The sequence below is a fragment of the Pedobacter africanus genome, from assembly GCF_040548825.1.
Lineage (GTDB): Bacteria > Bacteroidota > Bacteroidia > Sphingobacteriales > Sphingobacteriaceae > Pedobacter > Pedobacter africanus_A.
This window is the reverse complement of the sequence record NZ_JBEPSL010000006.1, coordinates 60,752-78,202: the sequence shown is the minus strand read 5'-3', so window position 1 is coordinate 78,202 and position 17,451 is coordinate 60,752. Positions and strand designations below refer to the sequence as shown.

General features: G+C 47.6%; 8 protein-coding genes. 1 reads left to right on the top strand and 7 read right to left on the bottom strand.

Annotated features, from left to right (window positions below; genetic code table 11):
- Nucleotides 1-25: 25 nt before the first annotated feature.
- The 6 genes from ABIE26_RS24065 to ABIE26_RS24040 all read right to left on the bottom strand — a co-directional run bounded on the left by ABIE26_RS24065 (nt 26) and on the right by ABIE26_RS24040 (nt 11,800).
- Nucleotides 26-1,429, bottom strand: a complete 1,404-nt coding sequence (locus tag ABIE26_RS24065; RefSeq protein ID WP_409035710.1) for an FGGY-family carbohydrate kinase — start codon at nt 1,427-1,429, stop codon at nt 26-28.
- 3 nt (nt 1,430-1,432) lie between these two features.
- A complete protein-coding gene (locus tag ABIE26_RS24060) occupies nt 1,433-2,707 on the bottom strand; it encodes a TIM barrel protein (RefSeq protein ID WP_310146292.1) in 1,275 nt (424 codons plus the stop codon).
- Nucleotides 2,708-2,734: 27 nt separating this feature from the next.
- Complete coding sequence (locus ABIE26_RS24055; RefSeq protein ID WP_310146291.1) at nt 2,735-4,855, bottom strand: bifunctional aldolase/short-chain dehydrogenase; 2,121 nt, start codon at nt 4,853-4,855, stop codon at nt 2,735-2,737.
- 22 nt (nt 4,856-4,877) lie between these two features.
- Nucleotides 4,878-5,957, bottom strand: coding sequence for an L-rhamnose/proton symporter RhaT (gene rhaT / locus ABIE26_RS24050; RefSeq protein ID WP_310146290.1), 1,080 nt, complete (start codon nt 5,955-5,957; stop codon nt 4,878-4,880).
- A gap of 87 nt (nt 5,958-6,044) precedes the next feature.
- The gene (locus ABIE26_RS24045) at nt 6,045-9,071 is read right to left on the bottom strand and encodes a glycosyl hydrolase (protein WP_310146289.1); all 3,027 of its coding nucleotides are present in this window, start codon (nt 9,069-9,071) and stop codon (nt 6,045-6,047) included.
- Nucleotides 9,072-9,085: 14 nt separating this feature from the next.
- Nucleotides 9,086-11,800 (bottom strand): glycoside hydrolase family 78 protein, encoded by a 2,715-nt coding sequence (locus ABIE26_RS24040; protein ID WP_310146288.1) that lies wholly within the window; start codon nt 11,798-11,800, stop codon nt 9,086-9,088.
- A 388-nt stretch (nt 11,801-12,188) separates the two neighbouring features.
- On the opposite strand from ABIE26_RS24040, the gene ABIE26_RS24035 reads away from it, so the two are divergent.
- On the top strand, nt 12,189-13,430 hold the full coding sequence (locus ABIE26_RS24035) for a sensor histidine kinase (RefSeq protein ID WP_310146287.1): 1,242 nt from the start codon (nt 12,189-12,191) through the stop codon (nt 13,428-13,430).
- Here the strand turns inward: ABIE26_RS24035 and ABIE26_RS24030 are convergent.
- Nucleotides 13,427-17,449 (bottom strand): chemotaxis protein CheB, encoded by a 4,023-nt coding sequence (locus tag ABIE26_RS24030; protein ID WP_310146286.1) that lies wholly within the window; start codon nt 17,447-17,449, stop codon nt 13,427-13,429. The two genes, ABIE26_RS24035 and ABIE26_RS24030, sit on opposite strands and share 4 nt — an antisense overlap.
- Nucleotides 17,450-17,451 lie beyond the last annotated feature (2 nt).

The window sequence follows — 17,451 nt, the reverse complement described above, 5'->3', positions numbered from 1 at the left end:
AGGTTAAGGCTTAAGTTAGCAAAATTTAAGACAAAACCGTACCTGCGGCATAATATTTCAGCTCCACAATATCGTTGGGCAAAGGCTTCGTGTTCCATGACTTGTGGATGGCCAGGGCCGCCCCTACCGCAGTAGCCTGGGCCATATAAGCGGCAAAAACTTCCAGCTGCGGAAATGCGGCTGCCAGCAGGTTCATAAATATTACATTTTTGCTGAACCCCCCATCTACAAATATGCGTTTTGCCGCCGTGCCCTGAAGCACCCTGTTTGTAGAAATGTACTGCTGGTTAACCAGGTCCAGCATTAACTGGTGATAAGCAGCGGTATCCGAAACGAACTGACTTAAGTCGCGCTTACCAAAAGCAGATTCTTTCAATCCGCCACCCCGCTGTTCTTCGGATCGATCTGATTGATTTGCCTGCTGTAACGTAGTAATAAGTTGCGGATCGTAAGGCACCGAGCGGTAAGCAATCACATCTGTTCCAAAATGCGCCGCTATGCGCTTTACCTGCTGTTCATGCTCATAGCCTGCAAACAGCCTGGAAGCTTTTACCGGCTTTCCCTCATATTGCAGATAACATAAACAATCGTTTTCCAGCTCGTCCGCCGTAAGCGGAATTGAATTGAAGGGGTTTAAGCTGATGCACCAGGTACCGGTAGACAACAAAATAAAAGGCTCATGAAAATTAATCAGGTAAGGCACCAATGCCGCAGAACTATCGTGAAAACCCGCACCAACCGCATAATTATTTCCCGGAAAAGCAGCAGGGATTACGCTGTCTGAGGGAACGATAGGAGCCAGTTTATCTATGATGCCTTCTTTGCGTACCCATTCATGGTAATCGTTACGGGTAAAATCCCAGAGATTGGTATGGCAGCCTATGCTCGTCAGGTCAGAATAGGCTTCGCCCGAGATCAGGTAGCTTAAATACTGCGGCAGGTGAAGCGCATATCTGATCTGCCTGAAAAGCTCTGGTTTTTCGTATTTGACGCGGTAGAGCTGCATGCCCGAATTGAGGCTGCCCAGCACCGGAGAGGCCGCACGGTGTGAAAACTCAGCTTCTCCACCATAAGCAGCGTAAAACTGGTTCTGCAAGGCCTTTGGATATTCCTTCAGGTAATTGTACAGCGGCGCCAGGGGCTTACCATCTTCGTCTACATAAACAAAGCTGGCACCATAGGTAGCAAAATTGATGGCCCTGATCTCAAATGCAGGGTTTTTAAATACCTCCCGTAAGGAGTCAAAAACAGACAGTCTAAGGCTCTCCAGGTTCTCACAGGGGTCGCCATCTTCATCTACAGTTTCGGTAAATCTTGCCGAGCGCTCAAAAACAATCTTATACTGTTCATCAAAGAGGAACAGTTTTTTGTTTGTCTTACCCACATCAAAAACCGCTATTACCGGAACCGCCTTCATCTTTACCTCCATCCCTTACAAGCCTGTTGCTACGGTTTTTAACCCACGGCTTTTAATGAGTTCTTCCCTCACTTTGATTTTTCTGAACAGTTCCAGCGGGGCCAGGGCCGCTCCGGCCCGCAAACGGGCTTCGGCTACCAGCGGACGGAGATCTGTGCGGAAGGCCTGCTGCAATAGCTCCTGGGCACGGGCCACATCGTTTGCTTCCTGCGCCTGCTCCAAGGCCTTACGGTCTACAGACAAAGCCTGGGCATAGGCCAGCATAATGGCTTCAACCGACTGTAAAAGGTCTTCCAGCGGGTCTTTGACATTGTGTGAGGCATCAATCATCCAACCCAGATCGCTATGGTGTTTCATGTTGCGGGCGTCCATTCCTTCCACCAGTTCATTGAAGATCAGGAACAGTTGGTAAGGTTTCAGACTTCCGGCTGTAAGGTCGTCGTCACCATATTTGGAATCGTTAAAGTGGAAGCCGCCCAGTTTACCTTCCATTAACAGCAGGGAAACGATCTGCTCGATGTTGGCGTTTGGCAGGTGATGACCAAGGTCTACCAGCGTATAAGCTTTAGGTCCTAATTTACTGGCGTACAATAAAGACTGGCCCCAATCCCCTACAGTTGTAGAATAGAAATTAGGTTCAAAAGCTTTATACTCCACAAAAACCTTCCAATCGGCGGGCAAAGCAGCATAAATTTCCTGCAGGCTTTCCAGGGTATTCTGGAAGGCTGTACGGAAGTTGAGCTGTCCTGGAAAACAGGAACCATCGGCCAGCCATACGGTAAGTGCTTTGGAACCCAGTTCTACCCCTTGCCGGATCACCTCTATATTGTGTTCGATGGCTTGTTTCCGTACTCCTTTATTGACATGCTGTAAGGAGCCAAACTTATAGCTATGTGCCTGACCGGCCTGGTCCTGAAAGGTATTGGAGTTCATGGCATCAAAGCTCAAACCATGCTGCGCTACCAGGGCCTTAATCGCCTGCACATCATCTGCGGTATCCCAGGGAATATGCAGCGAGATGGAACCGCTTGCCGCATTTAACTTGTGCAGCAAACCTATATCTTCTATTTTCTCTTCGATGTTACGGGGTTCCCCTCCTGAAGAGAAGCGCCCAAAGCGTGTACCGCCTGTACCCAGGGCCCAGCTTGGGATACCAATCTGAAAATTGATCAGTTTCTGAATGATGGCTTCGGTATCCGCTACCTCATCAGCAATAAAGGCAAGTCTGCGCTGGTGTTTGGCTAAAAGTTCACTGTTGTGTGATGCTATCTGATAATTCTCTAGTATCATAATTTCTTGTTTTTTAACGCTCTCTTTTTAACGGACAAAGGCATTGGCTACACCGCCATCCACATTCAGTACATTTCCTGTCGATTTGTTCAGCAAGCCCCCTGCAAAAGCAAAGCAGGCATTGGCAATATCTTCGGGTAAAATTATTTCATTCAGCAAGGTACGTTTTGCATAATAAGCCGGCAACTCTGCCACAGTAATTCCATACGCTTTTGCGCGGCCTTCGGCCCATCCTCCTGCCCAGATGTTACTGTCGCTGATCACAGCATCCGGGTTCACTACATTTACACGGATCCGGTCTGCCCCCAGTTCTGCGGCATTTAACCTGCTCAGGTGCAGCTGGGCCGCCTTGGCGCTGCCATAACCTGCGTTATTGGGGCCACTAACCAGTGCATTTTTACTTACAATGTTCAAAATGTCACCTCCAATATCCTGTTTCTGCATTACTGCGGCAGCAGCCTGGGTAACGAAAAACTGGCCTTTCACCAATACATCGTAAAGCAGGTCCCAGTCTTTTTCTGAATGATCGGCAATGGTTTTAGAGATCGAAAGGCCGGCATTGTTCACCACAATATCTACCCCTCCAAAAGCCAAAGCTGCCGCATCAAATGCCGCTGCAATATCTTCAGCGCTCGTTACGTTCAGGGTGGCTGTGGCATAGCTGTCCTTACCATATTTACTTTCAAATTCCGCGCCGGCACCTTCCAGGCGCTCTGCGTTCATATCGTTCAATACCACTACAGCACCCTCTTCTACAAACTTTTTAGCTATGGCCTTGCCTATTCCACCGGCGCTGCCTGTAATCAGGGCAATTTTTCCGGTAAGGGCTTTCGGCTTAGGCATGCGCTGCAGTTTGGCTTCTTCCAGCAACCAGTACTCAATGTTAAACGCTTCCTGTCTCGGTAAAGAAGTGTATGCTGAAATGGCTTCTGCGCCTTTCATTACATTGATGGCGTTGGTGTAGAATTCTGCAGCGACCCTTGCCGTTTGCTTATCTTTTGAAAAAGAGAACATACCTATGCCCGGATACAGAATGATGACCGGATTGGCATCACGTATAGCAGGGCTGTTGCTGTGTTTGCATGAATCGTAATATTCGGCATACATTTTACGGTAAGCCTCAAATGCTGGCCTTAGTTTTTCCTTCAGGGACGTAACATCGCTAAGGTCCTCGCTAATGTCCAGCTTCAGTACCAGCGGACTGATCTTGGTGCGCAAAAAGTGATCAGGGCAGCTGGTACCTAATGGGGCCAGCCTGTCCAGGTCATTGGAATTGATAAATTCAAGTACCCTGGCATCATCGGTAAAATGGCCAACCATATTTCTTTCACTGGAGCAGAAGCCCCTCAGTACAGGAGCTATTGCAGCAGCCTGTTTCAAGCGTTGTTCTTTTGCAGCGCTTTCTATTTTCTGGCCGCCAAACACCGGGCCTTTTTTTCCGTAGTTTTCTTCCAGGTATTCGGCGCATCTTTCAATAACTTCCAGGGTATTGATGTAACTTTCGTAAGCAGTATCGCCCCAGGTAAACAATCCGTGCGAACCCAGCATAATGCCCCTGATACCCGGATTCTCATCCAGGCATTTGCGCAGCATTAAGCCCAGTTCAAAACCCGGCTTTTGCCATGGCACCCAGCCTATGGTACCATTAAACAGCTCTTTGGTGATGCGCTCTCCGTCTTTGGCCGCAGCAATGGCAATGGCCGCATCAGGATGCAGGTGATCTATGTGCTTAAAGGGCAGGAAACCATGCAAAGGCGTATCAATAGAAGGGGCTTTACTGGCCAGATCGTAAATACAATGGTTAAACAATTCCACCATTTCATCTTCATGTTCCAGCCCCCGGTAAATATTTTTAAGGCTGCGCAGCCGGTCTGCATAGAGTGCGGCCAGACCACTTTTCTTTAAAGTACCTAAATCGCCGCCAGATCCTTTCACCCACATCACTTCGGCTTCCTGTCCGGTAAGCGGATCTTTGGCCATAGCTTTACATGAAGTATTGCCTCCGCCGTAATTGGTTAAACGCAGGTCGGCACCTAATAAATTTGAACGGTAGATCAACAAGGCTACTTCATCTCCGGCCATTTCAGCAGCCTTTGCATCATCCCACAAATAGCTTACATGTTTAAAAATCTTTGTTCGAGTATTCATATAGATATTTTATTAATTGTTTTTACTTGATAGAATTTCCATAACCTACAATGAGGATAGATAAGATGAGGATCACAATTCCGGCTACAACGGTACCGAAAGTCTTTTTCTTTACCCCGCTCCATTCTTTAAACACCAGCCCCCAGCCATTGGCTACCAGGATGATGCAGGCCATGTGCAGAATCCAGCCACTGGCGCCATTGCCCAGTTTGCTTTCGCCCATCCCGTAAAAGAAGAACTGCAGGAACCAGGTTGTGCCCGCCAGGGCAGAGAAGATGTAATTTTTAACCAGCGGGGCCTTTTTATCGGTATAATCCCCAAAAGTTTTGTTGCGGGCATTGAGCAGCATGCACCAGAACAGGTTGGTGGTTAAACCTCCCCATAAAATCACCACATAGGTTACGTTGTTCTGGAAAAGAAATTCACCTTGCCCCGGATTAAGCAGCTTCCAGGCCTCATTGGCATGCTGGGCCATGTCTTTTCCGGCGTCAATACCAAAGGCAAAACAAGCACTCAGAACACCCGAAACAATAGATACGATAAGACCTATGCCCAGTTTGTATTCTTTATTGGAAGGATCTGCTTTACCAGAGGCCACAAGGTCCTTTTCTTTCATGCTTCCCGCCAGTCCGCATACCACGATGCCGATTACACAGACCAGCAAACCGAAGAGCACCATCTGGCCCCATTGCGTTCCGGCCATGTCCGACAGGCTGTCTTTTCCGGCTACCGGGTTAAAATCGTAATATAGAGATGGAATCAGCGCCCCAAATACAGAGCAAAGCCCCAGTATGATGGTACTGCCCAGCGAAATGCCCAGGTACCGTACGCCTAAACCATAAGTAAGCCCACCTATGCCCCACAATACACCAAAAAAATAGGTAAGCAGTAAAATCTTGCCATTGGTTTGGGCAATGATGTCCATAAAACCAGGAATGGTGAGGTAAGCCGCCAGCGGAGGTACAATGAGCCAGGAAAACAGCCCGCCAACAATCCAGTAGGTTTCCCAGGCCCAGCCTTTAACTTTTTTAAAAGGGATGTAAAAACTCCCGGAGGCAAAACCGCCGATGAAATGAAAGATGACGCCTAGTAAGACCTGCATAGTTTAGGATTTAAATTTGGTTTGACTAAAGTAGACTGATTCCCCTAAACTTCTGTCATGTACTGTCATGCCATCCTGCTATTGTTTTTATTTTTTAAGCACAACCGGCCCCAGTAAACCGGAAGCCAGCAATTTATCCTCCTTTTTGAAACTGATGTTCGTATTGGTAAGCCGCTTTTCTTTGGGCAAGGCGGCATCGCCAATCAGGCGGTTAGGCCATAAATTGACCACTTCTATTTTCAGCTCGTTTTTTCCTTTCTGCAAAGCAGGGCTGATGTCTACCTGCCAGGGCGCTGTCCAGATGATCCCCAGGTTTTGGCCATTCAGGCTAACCTCGGCAATGTTCTTTACCGTACCCAGGTCCAGATAAACCGGGTTGCCTGCTTCAGGCTCAAGGGCCAATTCAAATTGTTTGGTATAAACCGCGGTACCCGAAAAATACCTGATCCTGTCATCGCTGTGCAAGCTCCAGTCTTGCAGCCTATCAAAAGTAACCATTTCCGGCCCGCCCCAATGGGTATCAAACTGAACCTGCCATGGGCCTGATAGTTCCTGAACGGCTTTCAGTTCCGGATAATTGAGCGCCACCTTTTTCACCTGGGTTATTTTACTATTCTTTGGAAATACAATGAACCAGGATTGAAAGGCTTCAAATTTTAAAGGCAATTGAATCCGGCCATCGGTTATTTTAAAATTAACCTGCCGGTTGATACTGCCTTTTACCGGGTCCCAGATTTCCGGCATGCGGTTTTTTATCCGGAAGCTGCAATCTGTGAGCAGGGATTTACTATGCTTATTGGTAACAAAATAAATTTCAGCCTCGGGGGTACTGCGGTGGATAAAATCGATGGGGGCGTCGCCGGAGCATTCGAAATCCGGCTTAATCCCGTCATTCAGCAAAATGTTACGGATCGGTCCTTTATCAAACACCCGCCCTTTTCCATAACTATTTATACGCAGCTGTGCCCCTGCTTTGCCCCAGAGTGCCTTGGCCAGGCCCTTCAGCTGCACATCACAATCGGGATAGTTCTTAAGTCCGGAATCACTGATGGGCTTAGGCCCTGCAATGGTAGCCCCTGTTTTCACCAGGCTGCTGATTTTCTGGAGTACGGCCAAAGGCATCCTTGTACTTTCAGGCAAGACCAGGATACGGTAGCTCATGCCATCCGGCAGGGTCAATTTCCCGTTCCTAACGGATAAGCGTGTCAGTAAAACCTCTTCATTGCACACATCATAATCGTAACCCTTGCCCAATTGCGGGTCGATATGTTTCTGGGCAACCAGGTTAGGCACCCCATCGCCATTATAATACAGCACATCGGCTACAAAACTGCCCGAACGCAGCAGGTACTGCGATCTGGCCACATAATCAAAAAATGGCCCCGATTTGTTCCACCAGGTTACATTGGGGTTAAAATGTGTACCGGCACCATATTCATAGCCTGGCTTACCATCTTCGGGCCGGGTAGAGGTTGAGGTATGTATGGCAATGCGGTTGATGCCCTCGCAAAAAGCACGGTCTAAAGCCTGTTTCAAAGAACCGGGATAGTCCAGCCAGTGCCGCATACTCGTAAAAGCTTCGGCCGAGGCGGTTTTCTTACCGTAAAGGTGGGCGGCAGAAGCCACCATTTTACATACTTTATTTTGTCCGTAATCGAGCCTCGACACGCCATAAGGCTTATCGGGCGTAATGGTACTTTCATCTTCATGGTTGTTTCCCAGCCAGAATTCGCCCATAGGGAAATCGCTCCGCCCAAGGTTCTTTAACCCATCGATGGAAATGGTACCCGAGCGGCTAGGCCCTGCCGATTCGTTCTGTACCAGCATGTTTTCTTTATGGCACAGGTCGGCAAAATGCCTGTAATGTTCATCTGCCATACAATCGCCCAGTGTTTTGCGGTAATCGTGCATAAAACGGTCAGAGATTTCCGCGCTTCCTACCAGGTAACCCAACAATGCCGGGAGATAAGGCGTAGGGTCGTAACCCCTGTATTTCTTAAAATGCTGAACGATCTTTTCCGTCCAGTTCGGGAAACCGTCTTCAAAACTATCGTCGCAAAAATAAATAGGCTTATTGCCCACTTTGGCGGCTTCATCTATAAACATCCGGCCCAGATTTTCGAACTGCAGGTCTACCCCTTTACGATCGTACCAGTCTACCGAAAGCCCATCGCCTTCGGGCTGGGCAATCATCAGCCTGGAACCGGTCATTCTGTGTCCGGTACGGATGATCTTCCAGCTGCCGGCAGGCACTTCCCAGTTCAGCTGCCCATCTTTTGAAACCTTAGCGGTAAGATCAATTACCTGCTCAACAGGAATTGCAGCATCCGCAGGCTCATTTTCCCAGGGTTCTGAAACCGGCCCCATCACTTCAGTAGATTTTGCCCAGTTGCTGATGTCTTTGTGGTTAGACTTGGCGGCCAGGAGTTCGGCCCGCTTACCACTGATTTGTTGGTTCCGGCCCTGGTGCAAAGGAATGGCCACAACAGCGGTATCCCTGTAGTCCAGTTTTTCCAAAGGAAGATCAATGTATTCCTTATATCCCGGGGGGTTGAACACCTTATCGTAGCCTACCCTGTTTCCGGGCAGGGGTAATTTCCCCGAGAATTTCTGCGGCCCTTCAAGCTCCATTTCTGCCTGCAGGTACCAGCGGCCCGAATTTTCGGGTTCAATCCATGGCCCGCCCATGCACCATCCCGAGCTCATATTGATGCCAACGCCAATGTTCAGCCTTTTGGCCTCTTTCATCGCATGGCGGTAAAGCGCTTTCCATTCTTCCGAAAGAAATTTGGCACCCTGGGGGAAGGGCACTCCGCCCAGGCCACCGGCAGAGTTCACCAGCAGTACCTCACCCATTCCTTTTGCACGGAACTCTTCCAGGTCGCGGGTAATGCCTGCTTCATTCACCAGGCCGTTAAACCACCACCAGTAGCAGGAAGATTTGCTGCTATCCGGAGGATGTATGAAGTTCGCCTCGAGATCAGCTAAAGCTGAGTTTTCTCCCGCTGTTAAATTGCTGTTTATTACTGCCGCAGTACCTTTTAGCCCCAGCAGGGATAGGTTCAATGTTGCTACAGAACTGATTTTTATAAAATTCCTTCTTCCTGGTTTCATTTTGGGCAGCTGCATTAATATTCAAACTGGTAAGTACCTGAACCCGCCAGGAGTTCGGTATTGCCGGCTACATTTTTCACATCACTTATGGCTTTAACCTTATCCAAGGCCGTTCCAGACTCCGTTATTTTCAGCCCTGCTGTGTTAGGCAACACAATTCTGGCCGTAGTATTGGCCGGAATGGTTACGGTCAATTTTGTTTTGCCACCTTCAATTGCCCATAACGATTTTACGCTGCCATAGATGGTTTGCAGTTCTGCCGAGGCATTTTTAAGGTTTCCACCTGGCTTTGGGGCAATGCTGATCTTTTTATAGCCCGGTTCCAGTTCAGCAATTCCGGCCACATTACGGTACATCCAATCGCCTATGGCACCATAAGCGTAATGGTTAAATGAGTTCATACTTACAGCCTGGAAAGAGCCGTCGGGCTTAATCCCGTCCCACCTTTCCCAGATGGTGGTTGCCCCTTTTTTTACCGGATAAAGCCAGGAAGGATAGGTATCCTGCAGCAACAGCTTATAGGCCACATCATTGTAGCCAAAGCGGGTAAGCACATGACACAGATAAGGCGTTCCCAAAAAGCCCGTTGTTAAATGGTTGCCATAAGCAGCAACGTTATCTGCCAGTCGTTTGGCCGCCTGCGCCCTCAGGTTTTCGGGCAGAAGGTCAAAATTCAGCGCAAGTACGTAGGCCGTCTGAGAGCTGGACACCAGCCTGCCCGAAGGGGTAACATATTCATTCAGGAATGCCTCTTTAATGGCCTTGAGCAATTCAGTATAGGTTTGCACATCGGCCTTGTTGCCCAATACTTTCGCCGCATTGATGAGGTTTTGTGTAGAGTGCGCATAAAAGGCCTGGGCAATGAAAAACTTATCGGTTATGGCAGCCTTACCATCGCGGTCATCGGCCATGGTGTAAAAAAGCCAGTCGCCATAATGCGGCCCGCTGTTCCACAAATTGTTTTTGCTGATGCTGCGGATGTACGCTACCCAGGCTTTCATGCTCGGGTACTGACGGGCAAGAAGTGCTTTATCGCCATAGGCCTGGTAAAAATCCCAGGGAATGATGGTCGCCACATCTCCCCATCCTGCCGAGCCCGCATTTTTTACGGCGCGCACATCGGGTATCACCACAGGCACATTTCCGTTGGCATGCTGATCCACATTAAGGTCACTCAGCCATTTACTGAAGAAAGCCGATACATCCATATTGTAGGCTGCAGTTTTAAAGAATACCTGCGCATCGCCGGTCCAGCCCAGGCGCTCATCACGCTGCGGGCAGTCTGTTGGCACATCCACAAAATTCCCTTTTTGCCCCCATTGGATATTGCTTTGCAGCTGGTTCAATAAGGGGTTAGATGTAGCGAACCTGCCGGTTGGGGCCATAGCAGAATATACAGCAATGGCATTTAAATTGGTACTGTCCAGCTTGCCGCTATAGCCGCTAATTTTAACATACCTGAAACCCTGGAAGGTAAAATGAGGTTCCAGCACATCTGTTTTAAAGCCGCTCAGGATGTATTTGTTTTCCTGCCTGGCATTCCTTAAGTTCTCTGTATAAAAGTTTCCGTCCTTATCCAGTACCTCGGCATGGTTTAGGGTAACCGTATCGCCTGCTTTCCCTTTCAGCTTCAGCTGCACCCAACCCACCAGGTTCTGGCCAAAATCGGCTACAAGCTCGCCTTTGGGGGTTTTAAAAACTTTTACCGGTGCAAAGCGCTCATGCTTACTTACGGTTGGGCCTATCGGGGCAACCAGGTTATCCAGCTTAAAGTCAACTGTTTTTACCTTTTGCCAGCCGGTATTATTAAATTCCTGCACTGCGGCATTTTTTTCCAGGCGGGCATCATAGGTCTCGCCATTATAAATATCAGAAGCTTTTACCGGCCCGTTGAACGACGCTTTCCAGCTGTCGTCTGACGAGAGGCTTTCCCTTCTGCCATCTGCATATTCGATCTCGAGCTGGAACAGCAGCCCCACCTCTTTTCCGTATAAATTGCGTTTATGGTTAAACTCCAGGTTGCCCCGGTACCAGCCATCTCCAATGGTTACCAGTGCTGCATTTTTCCCCGGCTTCAGCATAGTGGTTACATCATAAGTCTGGTACTGCAGGCGTTTATGGTAGCTGGTCCAACCCGGGGTAAAATAATGGTTGCCAATTTTTTGCCCGTTCAGCTTTGCCTCGTACAGGCCATGCGCGGTAATGTAAAGCCTTGCATTTTTAACCTGGCCCCGCACATCAAAGCTGCGGCCAAACATGGGCGCAGGCCCTGGTTTTCCTTCCGTGTCGGTACTGGTCTGGATCCATTTTGCAGTCCAGTCATTTGGTGTAAGCAAACCTGTTTCCCAAAAATTTACGGCAGACCATGCAGAGGCATTTTTATGATTGTCCCATACCCTTACCTGCCAGTAATAGCGTGTTTTACTTTTTAGCGCTGCGCCTTTGTAAGGCAAATGGGCAGACTGGTCTGAGCTTACTTTACCACTTTGCCATTTCAGGTTCTTCCCGTTCAGCAGATCTGTTTTGCTCAATGCAACCCGCAGTTCGAAGGCAGTTTGCATGGTGTTTCTTTCCGCAGCCTGCAGTTTCCAGCCCAACTGCGGCTGGAGGCCATCAATGCCCACAGGATCAGATTTATAATTACAGGTAAGCTGGGCAACCTGAAGCTGCTGGGCCTTTACCATGAGGGAAAAACAAATAAGAAAAAGGAACAAGCTGGTTTTACGCATTTGGTGTGGTTTATATAAGGTTACAAAATAACAATACCCGTGTTAAATATTTAATAAAGTTTAATTAACTTTCAAAAAATAACCCGAATACCCCCTAAAGTATAACATTATGAAAGCAAAACTGTCATGGGCTGTCCTGTCCAAACCTGCTCAGTAAGGCGCCTGATAAATTTTTTATCCGCTCCAGAGCCCGGTAACGCTATAGGTTACGTAACCTCTTTGTATAAATTATTAACCGATCGGAATTATAGTTTCATATTTATATAGTAAATGTTAAATTTGCTGTCGAAAAGAGTCTCATCCCACCTGCTCTTAGTTCCGGTTTTTCAAATTGCTGTCAAAAGAAATAATGTTAAAAAAGTACTGGTTTTGGTTGGTTGGGGATCCTATGTCAATTTCGCTGGAAGGGCGCATCTTTCACACCATCTCAGTTATCGCTATCCCTACGGTATGTATACAGGTAGTTTTCAACCTGTTCATCCATTTGTACCAGGCCGCTGTTGTGGCGGCAGTAGTTGCCACTATCCAGCTTTTCCTTTACTATTTAAGCCGGTTTAAAAATAAGCTCAACCTGGCCATCATTCTTTCGGCCATAGAGATCAACATTTCCAATTCCTTTGCATACATCTACAATTCGGGAATTGAGGGTTCCATTTTACTACTGTTTGCAGTTTCCCTGTTCCTTACCATCCTCATTTCGGCCCGCAGGCAATGGCTCTTCCTGTTTATACTCAATGCAGCCACGGTAATTTCCCTGTTGTATGTAGAGTTCATGCGGCCGGGTATGATCCTGCAGCATTACAGCAGCCGGCAGGAAATGTTTATCGACATCGGGGTTACTTACTTTATTGTGATCTGCCTGCTGTACATCTGCACCACGCTGGTCAGGAAAAGCTACGACAGGCAAAAGAACGAGGCGGTAGAAAAAGCGCATAAGCTGGAACTGATCAATATAGAAAAAGACAAGCTGTTTTCCCTGATCTCGCACGACCTGACCACACCCCTGGCTTCTGTGAAGCAGTACATGCAGCTGCTTACTGCGGTAGAGCTGGACATCCAGGACCGCAGTGCGATGGAGCAAAAGCTGATCAGTTCTGTTGACGATGCCCAGTACCTGCTCAACAACCTGCTGCTCTGGGCAAGGAACCAGCTGCAGAACAACGAGGTTCAGCTGGAGCAGCTCAATTTTAAGGATACCCTGAACCACACTTTAAACATGTTTTTGCAGATGGCCAAAAACAAGAACATCCGGGTACTGGTTAACATCCCGGAAAACCTGATGGTTAAGGGCGATAAGCTCATGATCCAGTCGGTAGCACGTAACCTGCTCAACAACGCTTTTAAATTTACCCCAGCCAATGGCGATATAGAGGTAAAGGCCCGGCAGGATGGCAACCGCTGTATCTTTTCGGTAAAAGATAGCGGGGTTGGGATATCCGCAGAAAAACAGCGCCAGATATTTACCTTAAGGATCGCTTCAAGTTATGGTACCGAAAATGAAAAAGGCACTGGCCTGGGCTTATCGCTGTGCAAAGATTTCATAGAAAAGCAGGGCGGGAAGATCTGGTTTGAAAGTGTACCCAAAGCAGGGACAACATTTTATATTGCCCTGCAGTCAAGCCATCACTAACCGGTTGCTTCAGGCCCTTTTAAAGGTATCTGGAACCAAAATTCAGAGCCTTTCCCTTCTTCACTTTCCGCACCAACCGTTCCGCCATGCCTGGTCACAATTTCGGCGCAGATGTACAGTCCAAGGCCCAGGCCAGAGAACTGATAACTGGCATTATCTACCCTAAAGAAACGGTCAAAAACCAGGCTGGTCTTATCGGCCGGTATGCCAATCCCAAAATCTTTCACTACAACTTTTATTTCCTTGCCTGTAAGTACCGTATAAACAATTACAGCATTGCTTTCCGGTGAATATTTAATGGCATTAGAGAGAAAGTTTTTAAGCACCTGCTCTATCCTGGGCTGATCTGCATACACATCAATATCGTCCACATGTTCCATAACAATCTCAAAGTCTTCCGTATTCTGCATGTCGCTCACACATTCAGTTATCAGGTTCTTCATATTGAAGTGACTGTAATTGAACTGCATTTTGCCCGCCTGTATTTTCGAAACATCCAGCAGGTCGCTCACCAGGAAGGTCAGGTTGTTCAGCTGCCTGGAGGCCTTGTCAATATAGGTGAGCATGTCATCGTTTACCACACCTTTCCGGGCTACCCTGGCCGTTAGCTGTAAAAAGGCCTTAATGCTGGTAATTGGCGTTTTAAGTTCATGGCTGGCAATACTCATAAACTCGTCTTTCTTCTGCATCAGCTCCTTTTGCAGCTCATTGGTTTTCGTAATGTCAACCATTGAGCCCACCATTCTGTAAGGCATATTGAAATCATCATGCAGTATACTGCCCCGATCAAAAATAACCGCATAATTCCCGTCGGCTTTTAAAAAACGGTATTCGGCCGACCACTGCTTCTGGTTACCGTTTATGGCTTCGTAAACACTATCTTTCACCTGTTTGCGGTCTTCGGGGTGAATCTTTTCAAACCAGAAAGCAATATTGCTGGTTTCGGCCGAGTTCGAATACCCAAACATCAGGTCAAGGTTATTGCTCCGCCACATGGTGTTGTTTACCAGGCTCCAGTCCCAGATGGTATCATTGGTAGCTTTGGCTATTTCGTGGAACCTTTCCTCACTCGCGGTCAGTTCCATAGTCCTTTCCCGCACCTTTTCTTCCAGCTCAGTATTCAACAGCTTCAGGTTTTCGCGGGTATCGATCAGTTCATTGTAGTTCTTTTTCAGGCGCTGGTCTGCCAGCCTGCGTTCAGTAATATCTGTTATGGTTGCAGCAAAGCCGTCAGACATTTTTACGGCTACCAGCTGAAACCATTTTTTAGGCCCCATCTGGAATTCTGCCTGCAATGAGCTGCCTTTCTCTGCTACAGCCACGTAACGGGCAAAAAGGCTTCCCTCGGTTAGTTCGGGCAGTTGTTTTACCAGCATGGCATCGTTAAGCTGCTTTTTGGTTTTGCCCAGCAACTCCAGCGCAGCGCTGTTAAATGCTACACATTTAAAGTCAACAATAAAATGGTCCTGGTTTCTTACAGCGGTAAAGGCCAGCACCGCGTTTAAGCTCGCATTAAAAACACCAGATATAATGTTGTTCAGCTCGGTAATGTGCGATATATCTACAAAAGTAATCACCACACCATCGGTTTTCTTATCCTTGCGCAGGTAAGGCATAATCCGCATCAAGCTTCGGCGCCCGTTTTTCAGCTGCACCTCCTTTTCCAGTACCTGGCCCGCCAGCATCACACTACGGATGTCATCAGACAGGTGTTCAGATTTAATGTTGTTGGAAATGTGATCAATCGAACGGCCTATATCTGCATCTATCAAATTCACCATGCTGGTTGCTGCAGGGTTAAACTTACGGATCTGCAGGTTGCCATCCAGAAATACCTGGCCAATATCTATGCTCCTGAAGTAATTGTCAAGGTCATCGTTCAGCTCTATCAGCTCGCGTATCTTCAGCTGATGCTCGGTATTTAAGGTATGGAGCTCCTCGTTAAGCGATTGCAGTTCCTCATTGCCCGATTGCAACTCTTCATTTGCGGACAATAATTCTTCGTTACTGGATTGCAGTTCCTCATTGCTGGTTTCCATTTCCTCTATGGCCAGCTGCAGGTTGCTCCTGGTTTCGTTCAACTCTGCTTCCAGCTCAAAAACGTATTCATTCTGCTGGTCGTTCGAGAGCAGGGACATCATCAGGTCTTCCTTATCGGGAATGATTTCTGTGGTACTTTCACCAAACACGATCATGGTAAAATCGCTGTTGTTATCCAAACCCGGAGGCTGTATGGATATGTTCAGGTATACCTCATCCTTCTTGCGCTTAAAGCGGATCCTTTTCAGATGCGTTCTTTTGTTTTCTTTCCAGGATTTGCGCAGGGCGGTATTGAGCACAATGGAGATTTCCCTCGGTACCATTTTCAGGATGTTGAGCTCTATTTTCTCATCCGGCAGGGAAAGGAACTGCCGGTAATTGCCCACGGCTTCCTGTATAATGTAAGCCTTGTCAATAAAAACGCCTACATAACCAAGGTCTTTGGTTATGAAACTATTGAAGGCCTTCTCTGCCCCGGTTAAAGGCGTATCGATGCTGCTCTTTTTCTTTTCCGCGCGTGCCACAATCCGGCCGCTGGTATTATAGGTATTGTAAGTAGAATAGTTTATCGGGCCAGACTTCTGATAGATCTTCCATTTGCCCGAAAACTCCCTGAGGCCTTCCTTCAGTGCAGAGGCCGTTTCACTTGTTCCAAGAAACAGATACCCGTTTTTATTCAGCGAAAAATGAAAGGTAGATAAGATCTTTTGCTGCAATATATTGTTCACGTAGATCAGCATATTGCGGCAGGTTACCATATCGTTCTTGATAAACGGGGGCGATTTGATCACATCATGTTTTGCAAATACCACCTGTTTCCTGATGTGCGGAAGCACGCCATAAAAAGCGCCATCTTTTACAAAATATTTGCGGAACAAAGCAGGCGGTATTTCTTTAATTACCGATTCGGGGTACTGATTGCGGCCGGCAATCTCTATGCTTTTTTCATCAATGTCTGTTGCAAAGATCTTGACATCCAGTTTCCTGCCCGCCTTTTCCAGGCATTCATTCACCAGTACCGCTATAGAATAGGCTTCCTGCCCTGTGCTGCAGGCGCATACCCAGATCTTGAGCATATCATTATCCACTTTGGTATGGATAAGGTCTGGCAATATTTTATCTGCCAGCATATCAAAGGCCTCTTTATCTCTAAAGAACCCTGTTACTCCAATCAGAAAGTCCTGGCCCAGGATGTTAACCTCCTCTTTATTGGCAGACAGGTATTTCACATAATCTTCCACCTTTTTTTGCCCGATTTCATTCATTCGGCGCCCTATCCTGCGGATGATGGTAGGGGTTTTATACAGGTTAAAATCGTTGCCGCTCTGCCGGTGTACCAGGTTAAAAATTTCATCCAGCAGCCGCTCATCAAATTTACCTTTTTCAAGGGCCGTATGCGGTTCTTCCTTTATATAGTTGAACAGCTCTTCGTTCATTTTTGCGGGCGGCATAATAAAATCCACGCTTCCCGAAGCAATGGCGCTGTTGGGCATCCCGTCAAACCTGGCTGTTTCCGGATCCTGAACCATCACCATCCCGCCGCAATCTTTAATGCTCTGGATACCTTTTGTGCCGTCGGTTCCGGTTCCAGACAGGATAATGGCTATGGCTTTGTCCTTTTTCTCGTTGGCCAGTGTGTACAGAAAAGTATCTATTGCCGTATTGGGTGCTTTTACCAATGACTTATCGGCCAGCTTCAGCTTGCCCTGCTTCACGGTCATCAATTTATTATTGGGGATGATGTATACACAATCGGGCTCAATGGCCATATCATGGGCTGCTTCCAGCACTTTCATATCGGTATGCTTGCCTACCAGTTCTACCAGCAGGCTTTTATAGTCTGAAGAAAGATGCTGGATCACAATAAAAGAGAAACTGGAACTTGGGGGCATGTGGTCAAAGAACTCATGAATGGCTTCGAGCCCACCTGCCGATGCACCAATAGCAACTATATACCTGTCGTTATTCCTGGTTTTCATAT